This is a genomic window from Streptomyces sp. NPDC101237 (genome assembly GCF_044767465.1).
GTDB lineage: Bacteria > Actinomycetota > Actinomycetes > Streptomycetales > Streptomycetaceae > Streptomyces > Streptomyces gramineus.
In genome coordinates, this window is the sequence record NZ_JBIWNY010000027.1 from 1 (window position 1) to 23,121 (window position 23,121).

A 23,121-nucleotide genomic window follows, 5' to 3' on the forward strand; every position below is an offset into this window, starting at 1 on the left:
CAGGAGAACTGCTCGACCTGGGAGACCCCGAAGACGTCGTCGTCACCGGGATCGGTGAAGTCGATGGGCTCACCGCCCGACGTCATCGGCAGCAGACCGCCCAGAGAGGTCCCGCCGGTGGCGTTCCGCTTGAACCAGATGTTCGGGAACGCCAGGAAGCGGTGCCAGGCCACACCCATGTCGGTCTTGAGGGCGACCACGATCATCCAGACGAAGGAAGTCGCGATCTTGATCATCGCGGTGAGGTAGATCAGGTTCCGCAGCGTGTCGCCATCCGCGTCCCGGAAGGCCGCGACCAGCGGGTACGAGGCGAAGTGGGCAGCCTCGTACCCATGCACGCCGGCCAGTGCCCCTTCAAGACCCCGCAACACCAGCACGGCACATCCGATGACAAGGATGGCGATCTCCACGAAGTACGCCTGGCCGAAGTTCGAACCCGCGAACCGCGACTTGCGCGTCGGCCTCCGCGGGTGACTGAGCTGCCTGACCACGCTCAGGGTGATGATGCCCAGCACGGTCGCGGCGCCGAGGAACTCGACGCACACCTCGTAGGGGACCCACTGACCGAGGACGGGCAATGTCCAGTCACTCTCGAAGAGCTGGCCGACCGCGTTCACGAGTGCGAGGACGAGACCGAAGAAGCCCATCGCGACGAACCAGTGCGCCACACCGACGATGCCCCAGCGGTTCATCCGGGTGTGGCCGAGGAACTCCCTCACCACCGTCACGGTCCGCTGGACGGGCTCGTCGGTACGGGTGCCGGCGGGCATGTCCTGACCGAGCCGCATGAAGCTGTAGATCTGCAGGACGGCACGGGCAAAAAGGAACATTCCGACGACGATGAGAACGAGCGACACGACGATCGCGATGGCTTGCAACGTAACTCCCCGGGAGGGTCCCACGGCATTGGCGGGACATTTGACTGTGGACGAATCGCAGCCCGCCAGCACGTGGACGCGAGCACCGGCAGAGCACTGAGCAGGTGCGGGCCTATGAAGAAGACCGGGCCCGTGCTGCCGGGCGGTCCGGGGCGGATCAGTCGCTGCTGAGCGGCAGCGCCGGCCGTAGATCCGTGGCGGGTACGGCGAGCGCTCCCAGGGCCACGTGTCCGGTCGGCGGTCCGGGCAGCCTGACCTGTGCCGCGAACAGCGCGTGGCCGCGACGGTGTCCCGCCAGGCCGCGGAGGGCGGGGATCACCGTGACCTCGGCGGCGACGGCCATCGCAACCGTCAACGAGACGGCCACTCGCGCGAAGGTGACGAAGGGGACAGGTACAACGGCGCGCCCCGACATGGCGACCACCGTCGTCAGACCCGCGAAGACCACGGCGTTTCCCGGGATGCCGGTAGCCCGTCCGCTCACGTGGCGCGCGTCACTGCTTTCGGTCGGCTGACCGCGGTGACGGGAGATGACGAGCAGCGCATGGCCGATACCCACCACCAGTCCCGGCATCAGGGAGAGGGTGAGCGCGGTTGAGGAGACGACGACGAGGCCGGTGGCACTGAGCAACGCCGCCAGTCCGACGCCCGCGGCGACGACGGCAGAGACAAGGCACAGTCCGGCGGCGAGGAGCGCCCCGAAGTGGGCAAAGGCTTCGCCGTCCGCAGGCAATCTGTCGGCGAGCCCATCGAGGGTGCCGTGGGACTTCGGTCCGGGGATAGTGACCCCTTCATCGATCTTGCCGCCTGCAGTCGCCGCGCCTGCTGCGGCGAGCAGGAGGAGCAGGCGCCAGGAGAGAAGTGCGGACCTGTGGCACCGGACACCGAAGCGCCCCAGCCGGTACAGCGTTGTCGCCATGGAATCGATCTTTCGAGCCGCACGGCGAGACCGTACGGGGACGGGAACGTTCCCGTAACTTAAAATGAAGCCTCATTTTATGCAAGTGCCGCAGCTGAGGGGTCGATGGATGGAAACAGGGGTGCCGATCAGCGGGTAGGGCGCGGCAGCCGGGGCGAGGGCCCGCCTGCACGGCGGTCACAGGGCGCCGGCGGATCCGCCCTCGGCCAGGAGTGCGGCAAATCCGCGGCTCTGCTGGGCCGCCGAAGTGTCTCCGAGGATCGCCTGCTGAGCGGCGAACCCCATGAGCAGCGACAGCAGGGCGGCGGCCACGTCGTCGGGGTCGGCGTCCGGGCGCAGGTCGCCGTTGGCCTTCCAGGCGACGGCCGCGTCACACAGCAGGTCACGGAAGGTTCGGTACAGCGGAGCGATGCGGTCCAGCAACGCGGGGCTGCTGAGGGCCGCGCTCCAGCCGTGCATGGCCACGCGCAACAGGGAGTACTTCTCGTGCTGCGCGAACGTCTCCACGACGTCCGTCAACTGGCTCACGACGACCGACGGGGCGGGCAGCGGGTCGGCAGTGAGGAACGGGACGAGCTTCGCGGTCAGGCCGTCGAGGGCACCGGCCATCGCGGCTTCGACACCTTCCTCCTTGCCGCGGATGTACTTGTACACCGTGCCGGTCGACAGGCCGCTCAGCTCGATGATGCCCTCCATCGTGGCGCCCTGAAGGCCGTCCCGGTCCACGCACGCGCGCACGGCGTCGAGGACCTGATTGCGGCGGGCTGCGAGGTAGGCATCGGTCACGCGGGGCATGACGAAAAAGTAGAGAAGATCCTCTTGTTTGGCAAGCAGGACCCGTGAGGAACGCCCCCCGGCAACCAGGAGGCGCCACCGCTCCCGAGGACATCGCAGAGGCGCAGCGGCCCTACTCGCACTTCCGCCGAGGCCTCACTCACGCCTCCGACGCCTCCGACGCCTCCTGAAGGATGAGCAGGGCAGCATCGTCGCGCAGCTCGCCTCCCACATGACGCAGCAGTCGCTGCTGCAGGCAGTCGAGCGTGGCGGCGGGAGTCGGCCGCAGGCTGGCCGCGAACTGAGGGACGAGCGGGAAGAAGTCACCGGAGGCATTCCTGGCCTCGCTGATACCGTCCGTGTAGAGAAACAACAGGTCACCAGGGTGAAAGGGAACCGTCTGCAGGACGGGGGAACTGCCGCTGAAACCGAGCAGTCCCAGCGGCGGCACGGTCACGACGGGCGACAACTGCGTCACCGCGTCGTCCCGCACGAGCAGCGGCGGCTCATGTCCGCAATTGGCGACCTGGAGCCGGCCGGGCTCAGGGAAGCCGATCAGTACGGCCGTAACGAAGTCGTCGTCGGAAAGATCGCGGCTCACACTCCGCTCCAGCCGGCCGGCCACATCCAGAAGGCAGGCCTCCTCGTGCGCGGCCTCCCGGAAGACCGCGAGCGTCAGGGCGGCGGTGCCGACGGCGGCCAGGCCCTTGCCCCGTACGTCGGCCAGCGCGTGCCGAAGCGGGTCGCGACGGCTCCGTAGACGTCTCCCCCGACGCTGGCCTCGGCCGCCGCGGCGTTGTAGTGCGCTGCAGTGCGCAGGGTGCCGACCCTCGCGGGCACCGGGGTCAGGACAGCCCGCTGGGCGACCTCAGCGACGGACCGCACCGCGATGAGGCGCCGTTCGTGGTGCAGGCGCAACCGGCTCAGCACGGCACTTGCCACCGAAACGGCTATGAGTTCAGCAATTATGGCGATCTCATCGTCCCCACCCGGCGCTCCCGGGCGCAGCCCCAACAGAGCGCAGGCGATCGTGGCGACCGCTCCGCAGACCGGGCCGAACCGCGCGGCCGTGAGAGCGGGCGCGACCGCCAGCATGGACATCCAGCGCAGCCCTGGCGTGACCAGCGCCACGACGATGTCCACGAACATGAATATCGCTGGCGCACCGGCAGTGAGGAGCCGCGCGGCGACCAGGTGCCCGCCACGCGACCGCCACCCCGGGAACGAATAGCCAGGTGCGCGTCGCCGAAGGCGGAGCCTCGCGATTCCGACCCGGCCGGCCCTCACGCCCAGCATGAGCCGGCGGGCCAGCAGAGAGGCACCCGCTCCCAGTCGCCCCCTGGGGAAAAGTTGCCGCCACAACACGTGTACCGCTTTCGGAGCTGCCGAAGGCCGTCGCCCTCAGGCGTCGGTTACAAACTATCATGATGGTTCATTTTACTTTAGAGACCGCGATTCGCTGTCAAGAAATGCCCCCACCGACACGTTCCGCAACACGGCGATCACAGATCGCTGGAATCGCGGCGCGCCCTTGCAGCCCTCGTATCTGGGGCCGCCTCCACGAGGCCGTGCTACACCGGCTTGAGGACGCGGGCCTCATCGACGTCACCCGCGTCGTCCTGACCTCCGTGGGGCGGGGGCAGCGGAGGCCGACCGGGGGTCCGGCTGGTGGTGTCGTCGGGGCGGAATGCTGGAGAGCCCCGATGCCATGGTCTGGGGGCATGGCCTGGCCGTGAGCTTGGCCGACCATGGGGTCAGCGATTGCGTGTCAGAAGGCGTATGGGCCGAAGCGTCCCCAGGCCAGGGTCGCGGCGATGAGGAGCAGTCCGGCGCTGGGTACCAGGGCCGGGATCTCACGGCGTCGCAGGTGCATTGCGACGGCGCCTGCCATCACGAGAGCGAGGCCGGTCGCGGCGAGCGGGACCAGGACCGGCGCGATGTCGACCATGGCCGGCAGGACCACGCCGATCGCGCCGAGTACCTCGATGGTGCCGATGGCTCCAGGGGCCCAGCGTGGTGCGCTCGCGGCCCAGTCCTGAGCGGCAACGTACTTCTCGTGCGGCAGGACCAGCTTGAAGAGGCCGGAGAAGAGGAAGGCCGCAGCCAGGAGGGCAGCAATGATCCACAGGCCGGTATTCATGATGATCCAATCAGGTAAAGGGGTTGTGTACGGGGGCCAGCCGGGCGCTGCGTGAAGAACGCGGCGGTCAGGCGAGGAGCGCGGTCACCGTCTGGGTGAACCAGGCAGGGTCTTCCTCGGCGACGAAGTGACCGGTCGGTGCGACTGCGCCCTGGATGTTCTCGGCATGCGGTGTCAGGGCCTGGGCGGTGGCGGTTCCCGAGGCGGTAGAGCCGATGGCCAGGACGGGCATGGACAGTTTCCGCCGGGCGTGCGGGGTGCGGTTTACGCCTCCGTCGTCCAGGAGGGTGCGGGTAGTGCGCGAAGCCTCCGCACAGTCGTTCGCGGCCGGGGTAGGCGTTTCATCACCTCCTCCAGGCCGAGGCCGGGAAGAATCGCGCCGACGAGGATCGGGTGGGAGATTTCCTCGGGGTGGGTGGCGGCCCAGGCGAAGGCGACCATGGAGCCGACGGCGTGTCCGACCACGGCCACCGGACCGGGCAAGGTCAAGGTCAAGGTCAAGGGAGGCGAGGATGCCCCGTATATCTCCCTGGCGGGTCTCGGCGTAGCCGCTTTCGGGGCGGTCGTTGTCGCCGGTGCCCCGCAGGTCGGGCACGACGACGGTGTGGGTCTGCGCGCGGGCGGGCACGACGCGGGCCCAGGCACGTGAGGTCTGGGGCCAGCCCTGCAAGGGGACCAGCAGCGGACCGTGGCCTCCGACGGCTACGGAAAGGCGGGTGCCGTCGGTGTCGATGTGCTGTCGAGTGAAGCCGTCGGGAAGCCAGGGGCTGGCGAAGCTCGCGGCACCGGTCGCCGCCGCCGGGGTGAGCTCGTACAGGCCCGCGTTGCTGACCAGGGTGTCCACCGCTCAGGCCTCGGCGGCCAGGCGCAGCGTGCCGTCGGCATCGGTGAGGTCCGCGGCGACGAAGCGTGCCGAGCCGCCCTCCGCCGCGATCTCCCTGGCCGGGGCTTCACCGCGGGCCTGATCGCGGCCGTGCAGGACAACGTCCGCACCCTGGCGGGCCGGGTTCCGGGCGATGGCCCTGCCCATGCCGAACGTGGCTCCGGTGACCAGTGCGGTGCAGCCCTCTAGGCCGGTGCCGGCACTCATGATGCTCTCCCTGCTTCGGGGTGTCAGCGCCTGATGGGGATCACGTGAGGCGCCCTTCTGCAATCCACTATGCATTGAAGATGTTCTGTTGACAAGAAGATCTGCAAGGAAGCGCATGAGGTGCGGTGCAGGGGTGAGTGGGGTGCGTCCGGGAAGAAGACGTCGCGTGAGGAGCCGGAAGCCCGAGGCCGTTTGGGTGGGCGCGTATCGAGCCTTTACTTCCCGACCGGGCGCCGAAGCCAGGTGGCCGATGGCGGGACCACCGTGAGGTGATCGACGCGATCGCCTTCAAGTTCCAGACCGGAACGCAGTGGGTCCAGTTGCCGGAAAAGTACGGCAACTGGCGGGGCGTCTATAACCGGCCGCAGAGGTGGGCCGCCGACGGCACCTGGGAGCGCGTGTTCATCGCTCTAATGGCCTAGGCCGACGCCGAGGAGGACCTGGCCTGGGCTGTGTCGGTGGACTCGGGCAGCTCAGTCACCTCCCCTACAAGGGACGCTCCGAGGGCCGTTCGCTTGCCTTCGCCCAGTAATTCGGTTCGAGCATCTCGCCAGGCCATGCGGGCTGACGGATCGGGCCCTGAGGCCCCATCTGTTCGAAGTACGGTGCCAGGTCGATCACGGGCGTCCCGTCGACGGCGTCGAGATCGGTGACCAGCAGGTCCCTGCCTTCGACCTTGAGCAACCGTGGGTAACTGAGCGCCAGTTGGTTGGGGCGCCGGTGGTTGCGGTGGACGAACGTACCGGTCGCCGGCCAGTTCTGGTTTCCCCTTGGACTCCGTGCGTGGAGCTGGACGTCCTCGGGTCGGGCCAGATGGAAGCGCCAGGTCACGGTCAGGTGGGAGAACTCCTCGATTCCCTGCAGGGTTTCGAGAGGGTACGCCTCGTCGAGCCGGATGATCGATTCGACCCCGCCTTGGTAGTCGTCCTGTACGCGCGCGTGGCCGCCGAGGACCGTTGCGATCGACTTGACCTCGTAAGTCGGCATCAGCGCTCGTTCCTCTCGCTGGGCGTACCGTGCGCGGCGGCCTCCAGTCGCCGCCGCGACACCGTTCTGTGGTCAGCCTATGGCGCGCAACATGCCTCAGGCGCGACGGTCCAGTTCGCCGACGTGGAAACCACCGCGCTGCCGGACGGGCGAGATGTCGATCTGCATGCGGACGATGACGTCGCGGGCCCGCCCGGACTGGATATTGGCCATGGCGTCGAGTGCTTCGTTCCAGATTGCGCATGCCTCGTCGGGGCGTCCCTGCTGGACGTGGGGCTGGGACCACCCCGCTTCCCGAATGAGTGCGGCGAGGGCGACGCACCTGTCTCCGCCCACGTGGGAAAACCGTCTACCTTCACGGCGAGAACCACCTGCGTCGTAGCAGATGAGGGTGCAGGCGATGCTGGTGCCGCCGGATCGTGCTCGGTCAGTATCTTGGCTTCGCCGCGATCCTCGCCGTGGCCGTGGCCGCCGCTTTCGGCGCCACCTTCCTGCCCGAGTCGGCCGTCCCCTACCTCGGTCTGCTGCCCCTCGCGCTCGGCCTCGAGGCCGCCTGGCAAGCGTGGAGGGACCACCGAAACGGCGGTGAGGACGCCAAGGCGGGCGGCCCCGGTCCGCTGGACGTCGCGGCAGTCACCTTCGCCGACGGCGGCGACAACATCGGCGTCTACGTGCCCGTCTTCGCCACCGCCGGCAGCGGCGGGATGACCGTCTACGCCGTGGTGTTCCTAGTCCTGGTGGCGGTGTGGGGTGGAGCCCGGCTGTCCGGCTCCCTGGGAGGGGAACAGTGCCAGGATCAGAATGTCGTCGATGTCGGTGACGGCGAACCGCCCGGCGGCCCGCCCGATGATGCCCAGGTCCACGAGTGGGTGCCCTCTCCTTTGCCACGTGTGACTCCGGTGACGCTCCCCGGAGGCGGCACCGCCCCCTCCACAGGGTTGGGTTCGAGCGGGCCAGCAGGCTCCGCTTCTGCCCGATCCGGCCGCGGTTCACAGGAGCAGGGCGAACATCACCGCCATGCCGAGTGCCATGGCTCCGTGGCAGGCCGGGGACACGGCATCGGCTCGGACGCCCACCACCGGTTCCGGCCCGCCCGCGGGCATGGCACGGGCTGCGTCGAAGGCGCGGGCGAGCCAGCGCAGCGCGAATGCCAGCAGAACCAGAGCCAGCAGGCCCGCCGCCAATTTCCTTCCGGCACCGGCGAGGCTCATGGTGGACAGGCCCGAGCCTCCCGACATGTCCATTCCCGCCATGGAGGAGTGCCCGGCTCCCCCACCTCCCTGCCCCGCGGTCATGCCGCTGGGGTCCATCACGGCGACCATCCACGCCATGGCCACCATCATCACGGCGTGGAACAGCGTGTCCGGCAGCTTCCGAGGGGGGAATCCGCCCTCGGCACGGAACGGGGCGGAGGACACGAACCACACCGCTCCCGCCGTGAACACGACGACCTGGGGGAGGGCCGGCACGTCCATGCCCCACGGCCAGACCATCGCGATCATGAACAGTCCCATGACGGCGTGCAGCGCGTGGTCCACCCGTTCGGGCAGCCCGAGGCCGGGTCTCGCGCCGCGCAGGATCCCGTGGGCTGCCGTGAGGGCGAAGACCAGGGTGAGGATCCAGCGCAGACCGCTCGCGGCGATCACGAGGCCGCGGTGGTCGTACGGCCGCGGCGGACGGCTCCGATGACAAAGTCAACAACCAGGAAGGCGGCCAGCGGGATGCCGAACAGCGGCAGTGCCCAGCCGACCGCGACCAGGACCACGACACCGGTGGCCAGGGCCCAGGAGGGTATGCCGCGCCAGGCACTGCGGGCCGGGGGCGTGCCGAGCGGGGCGCGGCGGTCGGCGCGGGTGGGACGTCGCTGCCACCACATGCGGTAGCCCCAGACGATCACGCAGATCAGACCGGTGGCGAGCGCGGCCAGGACGAGCTGGTTGGCAAGGCCGAACAGGGTGCCCATGTGCGCGTTGACGCCCCAGCGGGTCAGCTTGGCCAGCAGCGGCCAGTCGGCGAAGTCGACTCGGTCGACCACGGTGTCGGTGGTCGCGTCGACGGCGAGGCTGTCGCGTCCGACCGGCCACAGGTTGCGGGTCTGGGAAACGGTCCAGGCCGTGGCGGCGTCCGCTGGGACGGCGATCTCCACGGGACCGGACAGTCCGTCGGCGCGGGCCGCCTTCAGGACGCCGTCGATCGCGTTCGGGTCGACGGTCTTTCCGGTGCCCGAGCCGGCCGTCTTGGCACCGGAGGCCGTGCTCAGCGAGGTCGAGACCGAGGGCGTGTGGGAGCTGAACGCGTCGAGGGCCTCACCGAAGTGGGCGCCCGCGTAGCGTGACCAGGTCATGCCGGTCGCGGACAGGACGAGCAGGCCGGCCGCGAGCCACAGTCCGGTGACCGCGTGCCAGCTCCGGGTGCGCCGTACCCCCTTCTGGGCCGCCCGGTCGGGCAGTAGGAGGCGGCGGGCGGTCCGCGTCCCGCGCTGCCTGCGCCACCACAGCGCGACCCCGCCCAGGACCAGCACCCACAGCCAGCTGGCCGCGAACTCCGAGTAGTACCGGCCGGGCACTCCCAGGTTCAGGTTGCGGTGCAGCGCGTCCAGCCATGTCGTCAGCGGGGTCTCGGCGTACCAGGTGGTCAGCTGGCCCTTCACCTTGCCGGTGTACGGGTCGACGTACACCGTGTGCGCCTTCTCACCGAGTGAGGGCAACGAGAAGTCGACCTGGGTCGTCGTATCACCGCTGCCCGGGCGTACGGCTATCAGCGTGCCCTTCGGATGTTCGGCACGGGCGGCGGCCACCTGCTGGGCCAGAGGGCGCGTGCTGTCACCGGTGTGCGAGACCGTGAGTTCCTTGCCGTAGACCAACTGGTCCAGCTGCGGCGTGAACGTGTAGAGGAGACCGGTGACCGCGGCGACGAGCAGGAAGGGCGCCACCAGGACACCGGCGTAGAAGTGCAGCCGGACCAGCAGCGCGCCGAAGCCTGCCGGGCGCCGCGCCGGTGCGGCGTCGGCTGGGCGGGAAGCGGGCTGGGGTTTCTCGGCGCTCGAAGTGGTGGTTGCCGCCGTGGTGCCCGAAGAGCCTGGGTCGGGTGCTTCGGGTGCTTCGGGCGCGTCGGGGACGTCGGAACTGACGGACATGGGCGGACCTCACGCTGTCTCGGCGGCGCATCGAGTCGGGCGCCGTCACTGTGCAGGGCGGGCGGCGCCCGGCCGGTGTCCGCCCGTGAAGTCGCCCCGCGCCCGGCCGAGTTCGGCCGCTGCCCTCAATCAGTCGGACCGAGGAGGGGCAGAGTTCCCGGTTTGTTCGAGGTTTCTGCGGCCCCCACCCGGGGCGCCCGCGACCTGCGCTTGCAGTCGCGGGCGCCCCGAACCTGCCTCGGTCACCCGGTCACCCGGTCACGGCGTCACCGCCGCCCACGGCCGTACCGCCTCGCCGCCTCCTGCGTACTACAGCGAGCGCTCCGACTGCCGCTGCCAGTACGGCGGTTACGACTGAGGCGCCTACTAGGACGGCCCCTTGCCGCTCAAGGAAGCCGCTCGCCTGAACCACCGGTGGACTCGGCAGCCGTCGCCCTCGGCACGCGGCGGGCACCGGTGCCGCCCTCGCGCTCTTCGTCACCTGGAACAGGAAGCGGTTGGTCTGAGCGTCGCCGTCGACGGCCAGCACGGTGTACGTGATGGAGTCGACGCCGGCCGGCAGGCCGCTCACGGCCGCGCACACGGTGGAGCCCGGGACCACGACGGGCTCGCCGACGGGCAGTGGCCTGCCGTCCGGCCCGGCTACGGAGACCTTGGGCACGGTGCCCTTCAGCAGCCCGCCGAAGGTCAGCGCGATGACCCGGGTGTCGGTGCCGACATTGGCTCCGGGGGCCGGTGACGCCGTCTGGAGCGCGGCGTGGGCGTAGGCAGGTGCACCGGCGGCGGACAACAGCGCACACACGGCCGCGCAGATCACGGCCGGTGCCCTCAGAAGGCGAAGTCCGCGCATGCGATGCGGTTGTCGAGAGCGTCGCTGGGGTGGACCACGATGGCGACCGCGCCCTTGCCCGTCTTACGGGTGTTGTTCACCGTGGTCATCCCGACACCCTTCGAGTCAGCGTCGAACATGAGGTGCACCTCGTTGGGCGGCTTGGCGGGGCCGCCCTTGACGAACTGGAAGTGCTCGCCGCCGTTGTCGGCCGAGCAGTGCCGGGCGTGCAGATGCGCCATGTAGGAGGCCCCGGGCTGGAGCCCCGTCAGCTTCACGGTGACGGTCGTGCCTTTCGGCCCCTGCGCGAGCCAGGCCGTGCCCTTGACGTGGTCAAGGCCGGGCGGCCGGGTGTCCAGCAGCTTGAACGTACCTTCCACCACTGCGGCGTCGGGCATCTTGTAGGCGGCCGTGGCCGACGGGTCCCCCATCGCCATGCCGGACATGTCGTCCATGTTGTGGGCGGGGGCGGTCGTCTTCGGTTTGGCGGCGGCATGGTCGGACGATTCGCCTCCGCAGCCGACGAGGAGGGCGGCCACGGCGGTCACAAGAGCGGTGCCAAGGACGAGCCGGGGGGTGTGGCGAAGGGGTCCGGGGGCCGACGGAGTGCCGGACGGGGAGGGGGAGGCGGGCGTGCGGTGGTACATGGAACTCCCGATCGATGGGCAGGAGGGCACACGCCGCCGTCCGCGCACAGGCGGACGGGGGCATACCGAGCCGGGTGCAGGGGCCGGGGCGCGCAGGAGCGCACACCCGACCCGGGAAGGCACCGGCCCATCGCCCAACCCCGGTGAATCGCAGGGGACTTCAGAGGGGTACGGCGGACAGCGGGCCGGTCGTCGACGGACGGAGCAGTGCCGAACCGGCCCATGGCGGGCCCCTGCGGACAACGGCGTGCCGCAGTACCACCGAGAGGACGGAAGGCGCCTGCGCAGCGGCCTCAGCCGGGCGGGCGACATGAGCGGGCCGAACCGGTATCCGGCCCGCGAGCATACGGCGAACGCGGCGAAGGGGCGCCAGCAGCGTGACGGCGAGGGCCCGGCCCAGGCGGTGGACCGCTGCCTCGCCGCGCCACAGCCACAGGCCGCACACCACGGCTGCCAGCAGATGCGCGAGGAACATCCCGGCTGAACCCTGCTGCATCAGCACGGACCCCGCCGACAGGGCGGACGCGGTGCCGGTGGGCGCCGTCGCCATGTCCGCGTGCCCCATGTGCATGGCCATTCCGGAACCGGACAACGCCATCGCATGGTTCATGCCGGAGGATGCCGCCCGCCCGGACGCACCGGACGTCATCTGGACGAGCATGTGGGCCACGTCGAACCACAGGTGCAGCAGAGTCTGCAGGGCCGTGGTGACCCCGACCACCGTGAGGGCGCCGCGTTCACGGGCCGTCAGCCGCCAAGCGGCCGTGGCCGTCCCGGTGTACGCCGCCCCCAGGGCCCACCAGGGCAGCAGGTCGCCGGACATCAGAGCATGCCCGAGGGCCGTCGTCAGCACGCAGACGGCGGCGAAGACGCCGGCCCGCAGCGGACGCAGGCCAACGCGCCGCGCTGAGGTCAACGTCGGAGACACGGACAACTCCTGTTAAGAAAGGGCTTGTTGGCTCATACGGACGGGAACGTCCTGGCGTTCAGGGGGCCGGCGATCAGAGGTTTCGCCAGACAGCCCCGCGCCGCTCGTACGCCATGACGGACTCGACGCCGCGCGCGACGGATGCTCCGCACTCGCGGGTGTGCGGCCAGAGCGCCAGATCGATTGCACGGCATGCCCGAACACGGCACGCGGTCCGATGGCGTCCTGCTCCTCGACCCCGTCGGGCATGAGGATCTGACCACGCGGCGACATCAGCTGTTCTCCTTGGCTGAGAGGGCGTCCTGGTCCGCGAGCGGCTGGGCCGCGTAGGTGATCCGGACGACGCCGTCGGCGTGCCGTTCGGTGCGGGCGCGGACGCCGAAAACGGCGGCGAGGATCTGCGGGGTCAGGACATCGAGGACCGGTCCCGCCGCCACCACCGTGCCCTCGTGCAGGACGACCAGGTGGTCGCAGAGGCGGGCGGCGAGGTCGAGGTCGTGCAGGACGGCGAGGGTGGTGACGCCGGTGACGCGGATGAGGTCGAGGAGTTCGAACCGGGCCCGGATGTCGAGGTGGTTGGTGAGTTCGTCCAGGACGAGGAGTTGCGGGTTCTGGGCCAACGCACGGGCCAGCAGGACGCGTTGGCGCTCACCGCCGGACAGGGAGGCGTAGTCGCGGTCCGCGAAGGGCCGTACGCCGCAGCGGTCGACGGCGTCGACCACGGCCTGGTGGTCGTCGGCTCCGTCGCGGCCCAGCAGGCCGTGGTGGGGGGCGCGGCCGAGAGCGACGATCTCGGCGACGGTCAGGCCGGTGGTATTGCCGCCCGCGTCCTGGAGGACGGCGGCGGTACGGCGGGCAGCGGCCCGGGGCGACAGGGCCCAGACGTCGTCCTCGCCGACCCGGACGGCGCCGTCCGCCGGGCGCAGTGAGCGGTAGACGGCGCGCAGCAGGGTGGACTTGCCGCTGCCGTTGGGGCCGACGAGGCCGACGATGTCGCCCTTGCGGGCTTCGAGGCTCACGTCGCGCAGGATCGGGGTGCGGTCCAGGGTGATGTGGAGCTGGTCGACGGTCAGTTTCACGCGGTCAGTCCAGACCCTTGGTGCGGCGCAGCAGCCACAGGAAGAACGGGGCGCCGAGGAGGGCGGTGAGGATGCCGAGAGGCAGTTCGTTGGGGCGGTCGAGGGTGCGGGAGAGCAGGTCGACGACGACCAGGTAGAGGGCGCCCAGCAGGGCGGTCAGGGGCAGCAGGCGGCGGTGGTCGGCGCCGGTGGTGAGGCGCACCAGATGCGGGATCATCAGGCCGACGAAGCCGATACTGCCGGCGACGGCGATGACGGTTCCGGTGAGCAGCGCGCTGAGGACAAGGAGGACGGCCCGCAGCCGGTTGACGTCGACGCCGAGGGCGGTGGCGGACTCGTCGCCGGCCAGCAGGACGTTGAGGCGCCGGCCGAAGAGGGCGAGGAGTGTGGTCGTGACGAGCACCACCGCGGCGACGGTGGGGACCTGGTCCCACTGTGCGCCCGCGACACTGCCCAGCATCCAGAACATCACCGTCCGCAACTCGTCGGGCGTCGCCTGGAGTTGGACGTAGCTGGTGGCGGAGAGGAAGACGTACCCGACGGCGACGCCCGCCAGGACCAGCCGGGTCGGGGCCAGCCGCCCCCGCCGCTGCCCGAGCGCGAAGACCAGTGCCCCGGCGACGACCGCGCCGAGGAAGGCCGCCGCCGACACCCCTAGCCCGGCCGGCGCGACGCCTCCGCTCAGGGTGATGACGAGGACCGCGCCGAGGGTGGCGCCGTAGGAGAAACCCAGCACGACGGGGTCGGCGAGCGGGTTGGACACCACCGTCTGCAGCACCGCGCCGGACACCGCCAGGCCCGCGCCGACCAGGGCCGCCAGCACCACCCGCGGGGTGCGGAAGGTCCAGACGATCTGGTCGAGCGCGAGGTCGGAGGGGGCCGACCCGGCGCCGGTGACGTGGTGCAGGACGATCGCCCACACGTCGCCGACCGGCACGCCGACGGCGCCGATACTGATCGCCACGATCATGGTGGCGGCCAGCGCGACCGGCAGGAGCGTGAACGCCAGCGGGGTCCCGAGGCGGCTCAGAGGGCGTCGGGGTGCAGCATCTTCGCGACCTTTGCCACGGCCAGGTCGTTGCTGGGGCCGAGGTACATCGAGTCGGACAGCGTCACGTACGTGGTGCTCTTGGCGGCCGGCCACTGGGGGAACTCCTTGAGCAGTTTCTTGGCGTAAGCCGCCGGATCGGGGTCGTTGTAGCTGATGACGACGACGGCGTCGACGTCGGTGGCGGCCACCTTCTCCTTGCTCAGGTCGGCAAAGGCGGCCTTGGTGGTGTGCGAGAAGGCGTTGGTGCCGCCGGATTTGGCGAGAATGTCGTTGACGATGCCGTTGGCGAGGACCGAGCTGAAGTCGTTGCTGCCCATGGACATGGTGGAGAACAGCACCATCACCTTGGGCTTCTTCTGTGCGGCGACCTTCTTGGAGACCGCCGCGATGCTCTTCTCGGAGGCGGCGATCAGCTTCTCGGCCCGGTCGCTGACGTGGAAGATCTTTCCCATGTCGCGCAGCAGCCGGTAGCTGTCGGCGACGGTCATCCGGGACGGGTCGTCATCACAGCCCTGCGGGGAGACGTAGCTGTGGGCGCCGACCTGCGCCAGCTGTTCGCGGGTGGCGAAGCCGTTCTTCTGGTCGAAGCCGTACGTGGTGACGGACAGGACGAGATCGGGTCGCAGGCCGAGCATCGCCTCGCGCGGGATGTCGTAGGCGTCGTTGAGCTTGACGTTCCCGGTGGGCAGCTTCTTGACGGCGGCGGCCCGGCCGGGCACCTCGGACATGCCGTAGCCCTGCTGGTTGGCGACGATCCTGTCGCCGAGTCCGAGAGCGAGGAGCGTGGAGACCTCCGCGACCGAGGCGCCGTTCATGACGACGACCCGACTGGGCGCCTTCCTGAAGGTCTCCTTCTGGCCGCAGTTGTCGAGGGTCACCGGGTAGCCGGACTTCGAGGCCGCAGCCCCGGCTGTGTCGGCGCTCGCCTTGTCGTCGGACGAGGAGCCGCATGCCGCCGTGAGCAGGCAGAGGGTGGCGGCCAGGGCGGTGGCGGCCGGCCGGTTGATCGGCATGCGGGCTCCTATGCGTGCGGGGTGCGCTGACGGTCTTCTGCGTGGTTCTGGTGCAGTAGTCGGGGCGCGCTGGCCGTGAGTTCCCGCGCTCTTCCGGCATTTGACCAACCCGGCGGCGGAGTTGATGCCCCCGGGCAGCGGAGTTGGTGCTCCCCGCCGGAGAGCACCAACCGGTCGCGTCAGGCCGCCGGGGCGGGCGGTGCCTCGGCCTCCAGGAGTTGCCGTTCCAGGGCCGCCCGGGCGCGGGACACCCGGGAGCGGACGGTGCCGACGGGGCAGCCGGTGAAGCCGGCCGCCTCCTCGTAGGACAGGCCGACCACCTGGGTGAGGACGAACGCCTCCCGGCGTTCGTCGGGCAGCGCGGCCAGCAGGTCGAGCAGGGCCACGCCTTCGTCGAAGCCCGGCAGGTCGCGCGACTGGGTTCGTTCGACGGCCGCCTGCCAGTCCGGGGTGTCGGCGAGCCTCGGCCGAGCGCCGGCGTACCGGAAACTGTCGGCCACCGCGCGACGGGCGATGGACAGCAGCCAGGTACGGGCAGAGGCCCGGCCCTCGAAGCGGTGCAGGCTGGCGAACGCCCGGGCGAAGGTGTCCTGGGTGAGGTCGTGAGCGGTCTGGGGATCGCCGCTGAGGTGGACGACGTAGCACAGCACGTCATTGTGAAGGGCGCGAACGAAGTGCTCGGCCGCGCGGGGGTCGCCACCGCGGGCGGCCAGGGCCCAGGCGGTCGCCGCCGCGTCCGCCGAGGCGCGGGTCGTCCGAGTCGTCCGGGGGGCCTGGGGAGCGGGCAGGACGGAAACAGTCACGTGAGGTCCCTATCGGGTCGTCCGGGGCCTGCCGCTGGAAGCGGCGGCGCACCGGGACTTGGGGTGCGGCCGTACGCGGTGGGTACGGCGATGCCCGGGGCCCGTCAGGAAGTGTCGACGCACGGCGGCACGCGGACGTGCCGGGGTGAAGCGTCACCACAGGAAGGGACTGCGCGCGATCGCGGCAGGACGGATGGCCAGACGTGAGGCCCCGGTGGTTCCGGCTGTCTCAGGCGACAGCGGCACCCGTGGGCGGGGCCCGAGAGGTGAGGGAGCAGCACAGGAGGAGGCGTGCCGGAACCGGCACGTCGGTGGCGCGGCGCCTGCCGGTGAGCGGGCGGGGCAGCGGCGCGGGCCCGGCCAGCAGTATCCGCAGCGGTGCCACCAGCCGGGTGGCCGCGGCCCGCAGAACGCGGAAGACCGCGCGCTCGCCGTACGCGAGCCACAGGCCGCACAGGATCGCGGCCAGGAGGTGCGCGGCGAACATGCCGTACGAGGCGCTCCCGCTCATGCCGGCCATGCCGTGCGCGTGCTGGACGCCGGACATGGCATGCGTCATGGATCCCATGTCCATCGGGTCCCTGTGCATGGAGCCCATGTCCATGGAGCCCATGTCCACGGAGCCCGGGGCGTGAGCCGAGGCGTCGTGTCCCGGAGTCGCCGCGGAGGTGAGCGTCTGCGCCAGGGAGAACGCCTCGTGGAGCACCGCCTGCGCCACGGTCACGACCGTGACGATCAGGATGCGTCCGCGTTCACGGCCGGCCAGCAGTCAGCCGGCCGTTCCAGTCCCGGCCGCACCGGCGGCCATGGCCCACCAGGGGACGGAGGTACCCGACATGAGCACGTGGCCGAGGGCGGCGAGCAGCACGCAGACGGCGGCGAACACACCGGCCCGCAGCGCACGGCACCACCCTCGGACAGTCATGGCCCGCCCATCCTCGCACCCGGCGTCCGCTCGTCGTCAGGGGGTACGTATGCGACCCCACCCGCCGACTCACCGCGCAGACAGTGACGCGCATCACGCCCATCAGGCGGGAACTCGGCGGGCATCCGGCACGACTACTGGAGCGGGACAGTGCCCGGGCGCACCACCACCGCCAGCACCTTCACCCGCCCACTGTGCCGGAACTCCAGGGTGAAGGGCACCAGATCACCCGAAGTCCAACTCCGCTCCCCGGCCGGAGCGGTCACCGTCAGGTCCACTCCCCGGGGCGACATCGCGAGGCTGTCGCCCGCCAGTATCGCCACGGAGTCGACGGCGGCACGGTAGGCCCCGTTCCCGTCGTTCATGCGGTGCCGGGCGAGCGTGATGCCGTCGGAGACGTCGCGCGAGGTCACTCGTATCAGGCTGTCGGCCGAGCCGCCCCGGTTGGCTATGCGGAAGAACGCCGCCGTCTCCGCCACCCCGGCGGACGGCAGCAGGACGCGTCCCTCGGTGACGCTCATGAGCGCCGGGCTGCCCGCCCCGCCGGTGCCGGTCCAGGCGGTCAGGCCCGCCAGGGCCACGCTGCACGCGGCGACGGGCACGAGAGCGGCGAGCGCGCCGTCCCGCAACCGCCGCCGGTCCCCCAGCGCCGGAATCGTCCACTTCATCGGAAAGCCACCTTCCCGGAGCGCGCCCCGCGCCCCCGCCCGCCACCGGACACAAGCCGCCAGCCGCGCAACCGCAGACTGTTGGCCACCACCAGCACCGAACTCACCGACATCGCGGCGGCGGCCGGCATCGGGTTGAGCAGCCCCACCATGGCGAGCGGCACGGTGACGACGTTGTAGCCGAAGGCCCACAGCAGGTTGGCGCGGATCGTGCCGAGGGTGCGCCGGGCCAGCCGGACGGCGTCGACGAGCGCCTCGATGTCACCGCGCACCAGGGTCAGGTCGGCGGCCCCGATGGCCACGTCCGTGCCGCTGCCCATGGCGATGCCCAGGTCGGCACTCGCGAGCGCCGCGGCGTCGTTCACGCCGTCGCCGACGACGGCGACCCGGCAGCCCTCCTCCTGCAGCCGCCGGACCAGGCCGGCCTTGTCCTCCGGGGAGCAGCGGGCGTGCACTTCGTCGATCCCGAGCGCCGACGCCACCGCCCGCGCGGGAGCCTCGCGGTCACCGGTGGCCAGGACCGGGCGGATACCGAGGCGCCGCAGCCGCTCCACGGCACGGTAGCCGCCGGGCCGTACGAGGTCACCGACGGCGATCAGCGCCACTTCCCTGCCGTCCACCCGGACGACCACGGACGTGTACGCCTCGTCCTCCGCCAAGGCCAGAGCCTCGGCCAGCACCGGCGGCAACTCGCCTTCCGGCACGGCCACCTCGACCGTACGACCGTCCACACGTCCCGTGACGCCCCGCCCCGCCGTGGCGGTGAAGTCGCTCACCTCGGGCAGCGGCTCACGCTCCGCCGAGCGGCGCGCGTACGCCGTGATCGCCCGCCCGATCGGATGCTCGGAGCCCCGCTCCACCGCTCCCGCCAGACGAACCAATTCCTCCTGCCCCGGCCCGCCGGGCACCGCGGTCACCCGGGCGACGGTCATGTGGCCGGAGGTCAGGGTGCCGGTCTTGTCCAGGACCACCGTGTCCACGTGCTGGAGCGCCTCCAGCGTCTGCGGCCCGCTCACCAGCACGCCCAGCTGCGCCCCGCGCCCGGTGGCGGCCATCAGCGCGGTCGGGGTGGCGAGTCCCAGCGCACACGGGCAGGCCACGACGAGAACGGTCACGCAGGCGGTGATCGCCGCCTGCGGATCGGCACCGGCGCCCAGCCAGAACCCGAGGACGGTCACCGCGATCGTCAGCACGACCGGTACGAACACCCCGGCCACCGCGTCGGCCAGCCGTTGCGCCCGCGCCTTGCCCGCCTGGGCCTCGGTGACCAGCCGGGTGATCCGGGCCAGCTGCGTGTCCGCGCCGATCGCCGTCGCCCGTACGAGGAGAAGCCCGCCGGCGTTGACGGCCCCGCCGACCAGCGCCGAGCCGGGGCCCACCTCCACGGGCTCGCTCTCGCCGGTGACCAGGGACAGGTCCACGGCCGAACTGCCCTCCGCCACCCGCCCGTCGGTGGCGACGCGCTCGCCCGGGCGTACGACGAAGACCTGCCCCACCCGCAACCGCTCCATGGGGACGGACCGTTCGCCGTGCGCGTCGCGGACCGACACCTCCTTGGCCGCCAGGCCCGCGAGAGCCCGCAGGCCCGCCCCGGTCCCCCGGCGTGCCCGCGCCTCCAGGTACCGTCCGGTCAGCACGAACAGCGGCACGCTCACCGCGGCTTCGAGGTAGACGTGGGCCACACCGTCGGACGCCGACGGCAGCAGACTGAACGGCATCCGCATCCCGGGGTCGCCCGCTCCCCCGAGGAACAGGGCATAGGCCGACCAGGAGAAGGACGCGACCACGCCCAGCGAGACCAGGGTGTCCATGGTGGCCGTGGAGTGCCGCAGCCCGCGCAGCGCGCGCTCGTGGAAGGGCCACGCGCTCCACACCGCCACCGGCGCGGCCAGCGCGAAGCACAGCCATTGCCAGTTGCGGAACTGAAGGGCGGGCACCATCGACAGCACCAGGACCGGGACGGCGAGCAGCGCGGTGCCGAGGAGCCGCTCGCGCTCCTGCCGGGCGGCGGAGGCGGACCCGTCTTCCGCGCTGTTCTCCGCCGTCTCCTTCTCCTCGGGCACGGGCAGAGCTGCCTGGTAGCCGGCCTGTTCGACCGCGGTGACGAGTTCCTCCGGCGCGATGTCGGCCGGGTGGCTGACCCGGGCCATCCCGGTGGCCAGGTTCACGGTGGCGGTGACGCCGTCCAGCTTGGCGAGCTTCTTCTCCACCCGCCGCACACAGGCCGCGCAGGTCATCCCGTCGACGGTGAGATCCGTGACCACGAGACCGGCCGCCGCTTCACCCGCCGTCACTGACCGCTCCCGTCCGACATCCCCTGCATCCCCGACATTCCACGCATGTCTTCCATGCCGCCCCCGCTGCCCCCGCTGCCACCGTCGCCTCCGCCGCTTCCTCCACTGCCGGTCCCGTGCATGCCGGTCCCGTGCATGCCGGGCGCCACAGGTCCGGCGGCCGAGCCGACGGCGTACGACACCGAGAACACCAGGGCGAGCAGCAGCAGGAAGCCCCAGAGCGCGGGGGACGGCAACAGCCTGCGGGCCGGTACACCGGCGGGGAGGGACGGTTGTCGGAACTCGGCCATGCCCGACCTTCCTGGTCGCATCGAACCGTCATACGAGGAACGGCGGTCGAAGCCGTGCCGTTCCAATGGTCGGCTCGCCGGAGCATCAAGTTCCCGCGGTCAAACGTGACGCGCGCCACTTGGGCCGTGGGAGCCCAAGGGACTTCTCACACCTGCCCGGACACCGGGCGCGGTCACCGTGCCGGGCGTCGTAGGGCCTTTCGGGTACGGCGATGGCGTATTGGTCTGCCCAAGACGGCCGAGTCCACCAGGAGATACAGCAGAGCGCCGGTGACCAGACCCGCCCCGCTCCCGACCAGAGCACCGAGCGCACCGCCCGCGACGGAACCCAGCCAGCCATAGCCGCCGGCGAGAACCACGACGGTGACCACGAGCAGCGGCCAGGCTCCCCCGGCGACACGCGCCGGACGGCCCCGGCCCTCGCCGGGCTCGGACTCCCGGGGCCACTCGGGGTGCACGGTGTCACGGTGGTCGTCGCGCCGACGGTCCGCCACCCGGCTCCCCCCTCCCGCACCAGGCCCAGTGCCGCGGAGGGTTCCTTCCCCCGCGCCCGGCGCGGGAATCGGCGCACGCGCCCCGGAACTTCCGCCTCCGTCCAACGGCGCACTGGCCGAGGTGAGCAGGGGCGCACCCGAAGCGGCGGGCCAGGGAGCGGCACCGCTTCCCGGCCCGCGGGCGATCCTGAGGTGTCAGCCGCTCTCCCCCAGGCGGGCCGCCCACTTCTGCTCCACCTTGGCCAGCTTCCAGTACGCCAGCGCAGCGGCCCACACCACGACGAACAGGGCGACGATCACGTAGCCGACGTGGTCCAGGTCGAGGCCGGCGATCCAGTCGGTCACGGCGTCGCGCAGATCGAGCTTCTCGTGCAGTACGCCGACAAGTTCGATGGTGCCGATCAGAAACGCGACGGCGATGGAGAGTCCGGTGATGGTGAGGTTGTAGAACACCTTGCGGACCGGGTTCGAGAAGGCCCACTGGTAGGCGAAGTTCATGAAGGTGCCGTCGAGCGTGTCGAACAGGCTCATGCCCGCGGCGAAGAGGAGGGGGAGGCAGAGGACCGCGTACCAGGGCAGGCCGGCAGCCGCGCCCGATCCGGCCATCACCATCAACGTGACCTCGGTCGCCGTGTCGAAGCCCAGGCCGAAGAGAAAGCCGATCGGGTACATCTGGCCAGGCCGGGTGATGGACTTGGTGAGACGGCCGAGGATCCGGTTCATGAACCCGCGCGAATCCAGGTGCCGTTCGAGTTCCTTCTCGTCGAACTTCCCGGCCCGCATGGCCCGGAACACCTTCAGGATGCCCATCAGGGCGACGAGATTGAGCGCGGCGATGATGTAGAGGAAGGACCCGGACACGGTCGTACCGATGACGCCCAGCGTCCGGTGGGTGCTTGAGTCGTCGTTCATCAGCGTGCCGGCGATGGCGGCGCCACCGGCCACCAGAGCGGCCATCGCGACCACCACGCTGGAGTGCCCGAGCGCGAACCAGAAGCCCACCGACACCGGCCGCTTGCCGTCGGCCATCAGCTTGCGGGTGGTGTTGTCGATCGCGGCGATGTGGTCGGCGTCGAAGGCGTGCCGCATGCCGAGGGTGTACGCCGTGACGCCGAGCCCGATGCCGAACGCCTTGGAGCCGATCTCGTAGTGCCCAGGTACGACGAGAAGGAACAGCACCCCGAAGGCGACGACGTGCAGGGCGGCGATCACCGCCATCAGCCCGACCGTCTTGACGGTGTCCTCTCGCCGCCAGCGAAAGGAAACAGAATCGGACTCGGTACCGCTCCCGGTCCCGGTTTCGGGCAGGGTCATCAGGTCACGCTCCAGCACCTCGTGGATCACTTCGTGAGATGCCGTGGCCGGTCTCCTGGCTTACGGGTGCCGCGTGCCCGTCCCGGCCTTCCCGTCCGCCGGCGGGCGAACAGTGACCGTACAACCCGTGGGACGGAAACTCCCCGATCACAGTGGCGAGGGCCGCTCCGGCCTGAGCCCCCGAACCACGCGGGGCCGTCACCGGTCTTCCCGAGCACCACGGCTCCCCAACGGTACGAGGACCGAACACGCCCTGCATACCTGCGCAGGTATGCAGGTATGCAAGATCACATCGGGGCACCTGGGAGGATGCCCCTCATGCATCTCGTCCCCGCCGACCGTGCGGACCGCCCCACCATCGACGGCCACCGGGTCTGCGACGCGATCGCCGCCATCGGCGAGCCCGACCACGTCCGCGCCTGGGCCGAGCGGTTCTCCCTGCCGGCCGACCCCGGACGCCTCTCCCTCCTCCTGGCCCTGCACCGCACGGGCCCGCTCGCTGTCTCCGACCTCGCCGTCGCGACCGGCATGAACGACCCCGCCGTCTCCCAGGCCCTGCGCCTGCTGCGCGCCGCCGGCGTCGTGGCGGGCGAGAAAGCGGGACGCGTGGTGCGCTACCGGGTCGTCGATCCCGTCACCAGCGGGTTGCTGGACCAATGCACCACCGCCGAGACCGGCTGAACGACGAACCCCGGCGAATACCGGCGCGGAGTTCCTCCGCAAGGCTTGGACGCCCGTGTTCAGGTCGGCGCCCTGCCGCGGTTTCCGGTGCCGGCAGGGGTGTCCCGTTCCTGTCGACCGCCAGATCGCACCGGGTTGAGCCAGTCCGTGGCGTCCAGGCCCGCGGCGGGTCCCGGTGCCG

General features: G+C 70.9%; 25 protein-coding genes, 4 pseudogenes and 1 riboswitch. Of the genes and pseudogenes, 3 read left to right on the forward strand and 26 right to left on the reverse strand.

The features are described 5' to 3' along the window. The 9 genes and pseudogenes from ACIRQ9_RS32055 to ACIRQ9_RS32095 all read right to left on the reverse strand — a co-directional run. Positions 1-878: pseudogene (locus ACIRQ9_RS32055) on the reverse strand (Fe-S oxidoreductase); the annotation flags it as partial. Positions 879-1,035: 157 nt separating this feature from the next. Next, positions 1,036-1,797 carry an MMPL family transporter gene (locus tag ACIRQ9_RS32060; protein WP_404181348.1) on the reverse strand — a complete coding sequence of 254 codons (762 nt, stop codon included), beginning with the start codon at positions 1,795-1,797 and terminating at the stop codon, positions 1,036-1,038. Positions 1,798-1,974: 177 nt separating this feature from the next. Continuing rightward, on the reverse strand, positions 1,975-2,592 hold the full coding sequence (locus tag ACIRQ9_RS32065; RefSeq protein WP_404181351.1) for a TetR/AcrR family transcriptional regulator: 618 nt from the start codon (positions 2,590-2,592) through the stop codon (positions 1,975-1,977). A 139-nt stretch (positions 2,593-2,731) separates the two neighbouring features. Beyond that, complete coding sequence (locus ACIRQ9_RS32070) at positions 2,732-3,298, reverse strand: PP2C family protein-serine/threonine phosphatase (RefSeq protein WP_404181647.1); 567 nt, start codon at positions 3,296-3,298, stop codon at positions 2,732-2,734. Then, complete coding sequence (locus ACIRQ9_RS32075; RefSeq protein WP_404181355.1) at positions 3,247-3,714, reverse strand: hypothetical protein; 468 nt, start codon at positions 3,712-3,714, stop codon at positions 3,247-3,249. Before ACIRQ9_RS32075 ends, ACIRQ9_RS32070 begins: the two co-directional genes overlap by 52 nt. A gap of 625 nt (positions 3,715-4,339) precedes the next feature. After that, entirely contained in the window at positions 4,340-4,711 is a 372-nt protein-coding gene (locus ACIRQ9_RS32080) for a DoxX family protein (RefSeq protein ID WP_404181358.1), read from the reverse strand. A 67-nt stretch (positions 4,712-4,778) separates the two neighbouring features. Continuing rightward, a complete protein-coding gene (locus tag ACIRQ9_RS32085) occupies positions 4,779-4,943 on the reverse strand; it encodes a hypothetical protein (RefSeq protein ID WP_404181360.1) in 165 nt (54 codons plus the stop codon). A gap of 32 nt (positions 4,944-4,975) precedes the next feature. Next, positions 4,976-5,152, reverse strand: coding sequence for a hypothetical protein (locus ACIRQ9_RS32090; protein WP_404181650.1), 177 nt, complete (start codon positions 5,150-5,152; stop codon positions 4,976-4,978). Between the two features lie 406 nt (positions 5,153-5,558). Continuing rightward, positions 5,559-5,801 carry an SDR family NAD(P)-dependent oxidoreductase gene (locus tag ACIRQ9_RS32095; protein WP_404181363.1) on the reverse strand — a complete coding sequence of 81 codons (243 nt, stop codon included), beginning with the start codon at positions 5,799-5,801 and terminating at the stop codon, positions 5,559-5,561. Between the two features lie 206 nt (positions 5,802-6,007). Between ACIRQ9_RS32095 and ACIRQ9_RS32100 the strand changes: the two genes are divergently transcribed. Beyond that, on the forward strand, positions 6,008-6,223 hold the full coding sequence (locus tag ACIRQ9_RS32100) for a transposase (protein WP_404181653.1): 216 nt from the start codon (positions 6,008-6,010) through the stop codon (positions 6,221-6,223). 64 nt (positions 6,224-6,287) lie between these two features. On the opposite strand, the gene ACIRQ9_RS32105 is transcribed toward ACIRQ9_RS32100, so the two are convergent. Both ACIRQ9_RS32105 and ACIRQ9_RS32110 read right to left on the reverse strand, forming a co-directional pair. Next, positions 6,288-6,788 (reverse strand): SAM-dependent methyltransferase, encoded by a 501-nt coding sequence (locus ACIRQ9_RS32105; RefSeq protein WP_404181366.1) that lies wholly within the window; start codon positions 6,786-6,788, stop codon positions 6,288-6,290. Positions 6,789-6,884: 96 nt separating this feature from the next. Next, positions 6,885-7,058 (reverse strand): annotated as a pseudogene (locus tag ACIRQ9_RS32110) (Tat pathway signal protein); the annotation flags it as partial. Between the two features lie 140 nt (positions 7,059-7,198). Here ACIRQ9_RS32110 and ACIRQ9_RS32115 point away from each other — a divergent pair. Further along, a pseudogene (locus ACIRQ9_RS32115) lies at positions 7,199-7,537 on the forward strand (cadmium resistance transporter); the annotation flags it as partial. Here ACIRQ9_RS32115 and ACIRQ9_RS32120 read toward each other — a convergent pair. From ACIRQ9_RS32120 to ACIRQ9_RS32190, 15 genes and pseudogenes are all read right to left on the reverse strand, one after another. Then, positions 7,517-7,651: a hypothetical protein gene (locus tag ACIRQ9_RS32120; RefSeq protein WP_404181369.1), complete on the reverse strand. Its 135-nt coding sequence runs from the start codon at positions 7,649-7,651 to the stop codon at positions 7,517-7,519. The pseudogene ACIRQ9_RS32115 and the gene ACIRQ9_RS32120 overlap by 21 nt on opposite strands. A gap of 126 nt (positions 7,652-7,777) precedes the next feature. Continuing rightward, positions 7,778-8,434 carry a DUF5134 domain-containing protein gene (locus ACIRQ9_RS32125; RefSeq protein WP_404181372.1) on the reverse strand — a complete coding sequence of 219 codons (657 nt, stop codon included), beginning with the start codon at positions 8,432-8,434 and terminating at the stop codon, positions 7,778-7,780. Continuing rightward, positions 8,431-9,924 (reverse strand): PepSY-associated TM helix domain-containing protein, encoded by a 1,494-nt coding sequence (locus ACIRQ9_RS32130; RefSeq protein ID WP_404181375.1) that lies wholly within the window; start codon positions 9,922-9,924, stop codon positions 8,431-8,433. Before ACIRQ9_RS32130 ends, ACIRQ9_RS32125 begins: the two co-directional genes overlap by 4 nt. A 250-nt stretch (positions 9,925-10,174) precedes the next feature. Continuing rightward, entirely contained in the window at positions 10,175-10,774 is a 600-nt protein-coding gene (locus ACIRQ9_RS32135; protein ID WP_404181378.1) for a copper resistance protein CopC, read from the reverse strand. After that, a complete protein-coding gene (locus ACIRQ9_RS32140) occupies positions 10,753-11,292 on the reverse strand; it encodes a superoxide dismutase family protein (RefSeq protein ID WP_404181380.1) in 540 nt (179 codons plus the stop codon). The genes ACIRQ9_RS32135 and ACIRQ9_RS32140 overlap by 22 nt, the downstream gene beginning before the upstream one ends. 268 nt (positions 11,293-11,560) lie before the next feature. Further along, on the reverse strand, positions 11,561-12,328 hold the full coding sequence (locus ACIRQ9_RS32145; RefSeq protein ID WP_404181383.1) for a hypothetical protein: 768 nt from the start codon (positions 12,326-12,328) through the stop codon (positions 11,561-11,563). 272 nt (positions 12,329-12,600) lie between these two features. Further along, positions 12,601-13,407 carry an ABC transporter ATP-binding protein gene (locus ACIRQ9_RS32150; RefSeq protein WP_404181386.1) on the reverse strand — a complete coding sequence of 269 codons (807 nt, stop codon included), beginning with the start codon at positions 13,405-13,407 and terminating at the stop codon, positions 12,601-12,603. A 4-nt stretch (positions 13,408-13,411) separates the two neighbouring features. Beyond that, complete coding sequence (locus ACIRQ9_RS32155; protein ID WP_404181388.1) at positions 13,412-14,377, reverse strand: FecCD family ABC transporter permease; 966 nt, start codon at positions 14,375-14,377, stop codon at positions 13,412-13,414. Positions 14,378-14,433: 56 nt separating this feature from the next. Next, positions 14,434-15,471: an ABC transporter substrate-binding protein gene (locus tag ACIRQ9_RS32160; protein WP_404181391.1), complete on the reverse strand. Its 1,038-nt coding sequence runs from the start codon at positions 15,469-15,471 to the stop codon at positions 14,434-14,436. A gap of 179 nt (positions 15,472-15,650) precedes the next feature. After that, positions 15,651-16,274, reverse strand: coding sequence for a sigma-70 family RNA polymerase sigma factor (locus ACIRQ9_RS32165; protein WP_404181393.1), 624 nt, complete (start codon positions 16,272-16,274; stop codon positions 15,651-15,653). A 229-nt stretch (positions 16,275-16,503) separates the two neighbouring features. Next, a pseudogene (locus ACIRQ9_RS32170) lies at positions 16,504-17,199 on the reverse strand (hypothetical protein). Between the two features lie 134 nt (positions 17,200-17,333). Next, positions 17,334-17,867 carry a copper chaperone PCu(A)C gene (locus ACIRQ9_RS32175; RefSeq protein WP_404181396.1) on the reverse strand — a complete coding sequence of 178 codons (534 nt, stop codon included), beginning with the start codon at positions 17,865-17,867 and terminating at the stop codon, positions 17,334-17,336. Beyond that, positions 17,864-20,161: a heavy metal translocating P-type ATPase gene (locus ACIRQ9_RS32180; protein ID WP_404181399.1), complete on the reverse strand. Its 2,298-nt coding sequence runs from the start codon at positions 20,159-20,161 to the stop codon at positions 17,864-17,866. Before ACIRQ9_RS32180 ends, ACIRQ9_RS32175 begins: the two co-directional genes overlap by 4 nt. Continuing rightward, on the reverse strand, positions 20,158-20,451 hold the full coding sequence (locus ACIRQ9_RS32185; RefSeq protein ID WP_404181402.1) for a hypothetical protein: 294 nt from the start codon (positions 20,449-20,451) through the stop codon (positions 20,158-20,160). Before ACIRQ9_RS32185 ends, ACIRQ9_RS32180 begins: the two co-directional genes overlap by 4 nt. 689 nt (positions 20,452-21,140) lie before the next feature. Further along, a complete protein-coding gene (locus tag ACIRQ9_RS32190; RefSeq protein WP_404181405.1) occupies positions 21,141-22,259 on the reverse strand; it encodes a HoxN/HupN/NixA family nickel/cobalt transporter in 1,119 nt (372 codons plus the stop codon). Between the two features lie 27 nt (positions 22,260-22,286). Continuing rightward, positions 22,287-22,496: riboswitch (cobalamin riboswitch) on the reverse strand. An 81-nt stretch (positions 22,497-22,577) separates the two neighbouring features. Here ACIRQ9_RS32190 and ACIRQ9_RS32195 point away from each other — a divergent pair. Beyond that, the gene (locus ACIRQ9_RS32195; RefSeq protein WP_404181408.1) at positions 22,578-22,940 is read left to right on the forward strand and encodes an ArsR/SmtB family transcription factor; all 363 of its coding nucleotides are present in this window, start codon (positions 22,578-22,580) and stop codon (positions 22,938-22,940) included. Positions 22,941-23,121: the final 181 nt, after the last annotated feature.

Excerpts from the sequence above, each read along its gene's own strand:
- ACIRQ9_RS32060 (WP_404181348.1), bottom strand. The coding sequence starts at position 1,797 with ATGGCGACAACGCTGTACCGGCTGGGGCGCTTCGGTGTCCGGTGCCAC.
- ACIRQ9_RS32065 (WP_404181351.1), bottom strand. The coding sequence starts at position 2,592 with ATGCCCCGCGTGACCGATGCCTACCTCGCAGCCCGCCGCAATCAGGTC.
- ACIRQ9_RS32080 (WP_404181358.1), bottom strand. The coding sequence starts at position 4,711 with ATGAATACCGGCCTGTGGATCATTGCTGCCCTCCTGGCTGCGGCCTTC.
- ACIRQ9_RS32085 (WP_404181360.1), bottom strand. The coding sequence starts at position 4,943 with ATGCCCGTCCTGGCCATCGGCTCTACCGCCTCGGGAACCGCCACCGCC.
- ACIRQ9_RS32090 (WP_404181650.1), bottom strand. The coding sequence starts at position 5,152 with ATGGTCGCCTTCGCCTGGGCCGCCACCCACCCCGAGGAAATCTCCCAC.
- ACIRQ9_RS32095 (WP_404181363.1), bottom strand. The coding sequence starts at position 5,801 with ATGAGTGCCGGCACCGGCCTAGAGGGCTGCACCGCACTGGTCACCGGA.
- ACIRQ9_RS32105 (WP_404181366.1), bottom strand. The coding sequence starts at position 6,788 with ATGCCGACTTACGAGGTCAAGTCGATCGCAACGGTCCTCGGCGGCCAC.
- ACIRQ9_RS32130 (WP_404181375.1), bottom strand. The coding sequence starts at position 9,924 with ATGTCCGTCAGTTCCGACGTCCCCGACGCGCCCGAAGCACCCGAAGCA.
- ACIRQ9_RS32135 (WP_404181378.1), bottom strand. The coding sequence starts at position 10,774 with ATGCGCGGACTTCGCCTTCTGAGGGCACCGGCCGTGATCTGCGCGGCC.
- ACIRQ9_RS32155 (WP_404181388.1), bottom strand. The coding sequence starts at position 14,377 with ATGATCGTGGCGATCAGTATCGGCGCCGTCGGCGTGCCGGTCGGCGAC.
- ACIRQ9_RS32160 (WP_404181391.1), bottom strand. The coding sequence starts at position 15,471 with ATGCCGATCAACCGGCCGGCCGCCACCGCCCTGGCCGCCACCCTCTGC.
- ACIRQ9_RS32175 (WP_404181396.1), bottom strand. The coding sequence starts at position 17,867 with ATGAAGTGGACGATTCCGGCGCTGGGGGACCGGCGGCGGTTGCGGGAC.
- ACIRQ9_RS32185 (WP_404181402.1), bottom strand. The coding sequence starts at position 20,451 with ATGGCCGAGTTCCGACAACCGTCCCTCCCCGCCGGTGTACCGGCCCGC.
- ACIRQ9_RS32190 (WP_404181405.1), bottom strand. The coding sequence starts at position 22,259 with ATGACCCTGCCCGAAACCGGGACCGGGAGCGGTACCGAGTCCGATTCT.
- ACIRQ9_RS32195 (WP_404181408.1), top strand. The coding sequence starts at position 22,578 with ATGCATCTCGTCCCCGCCGACCGTGCGGACCGCCCCACCATCGACGGC.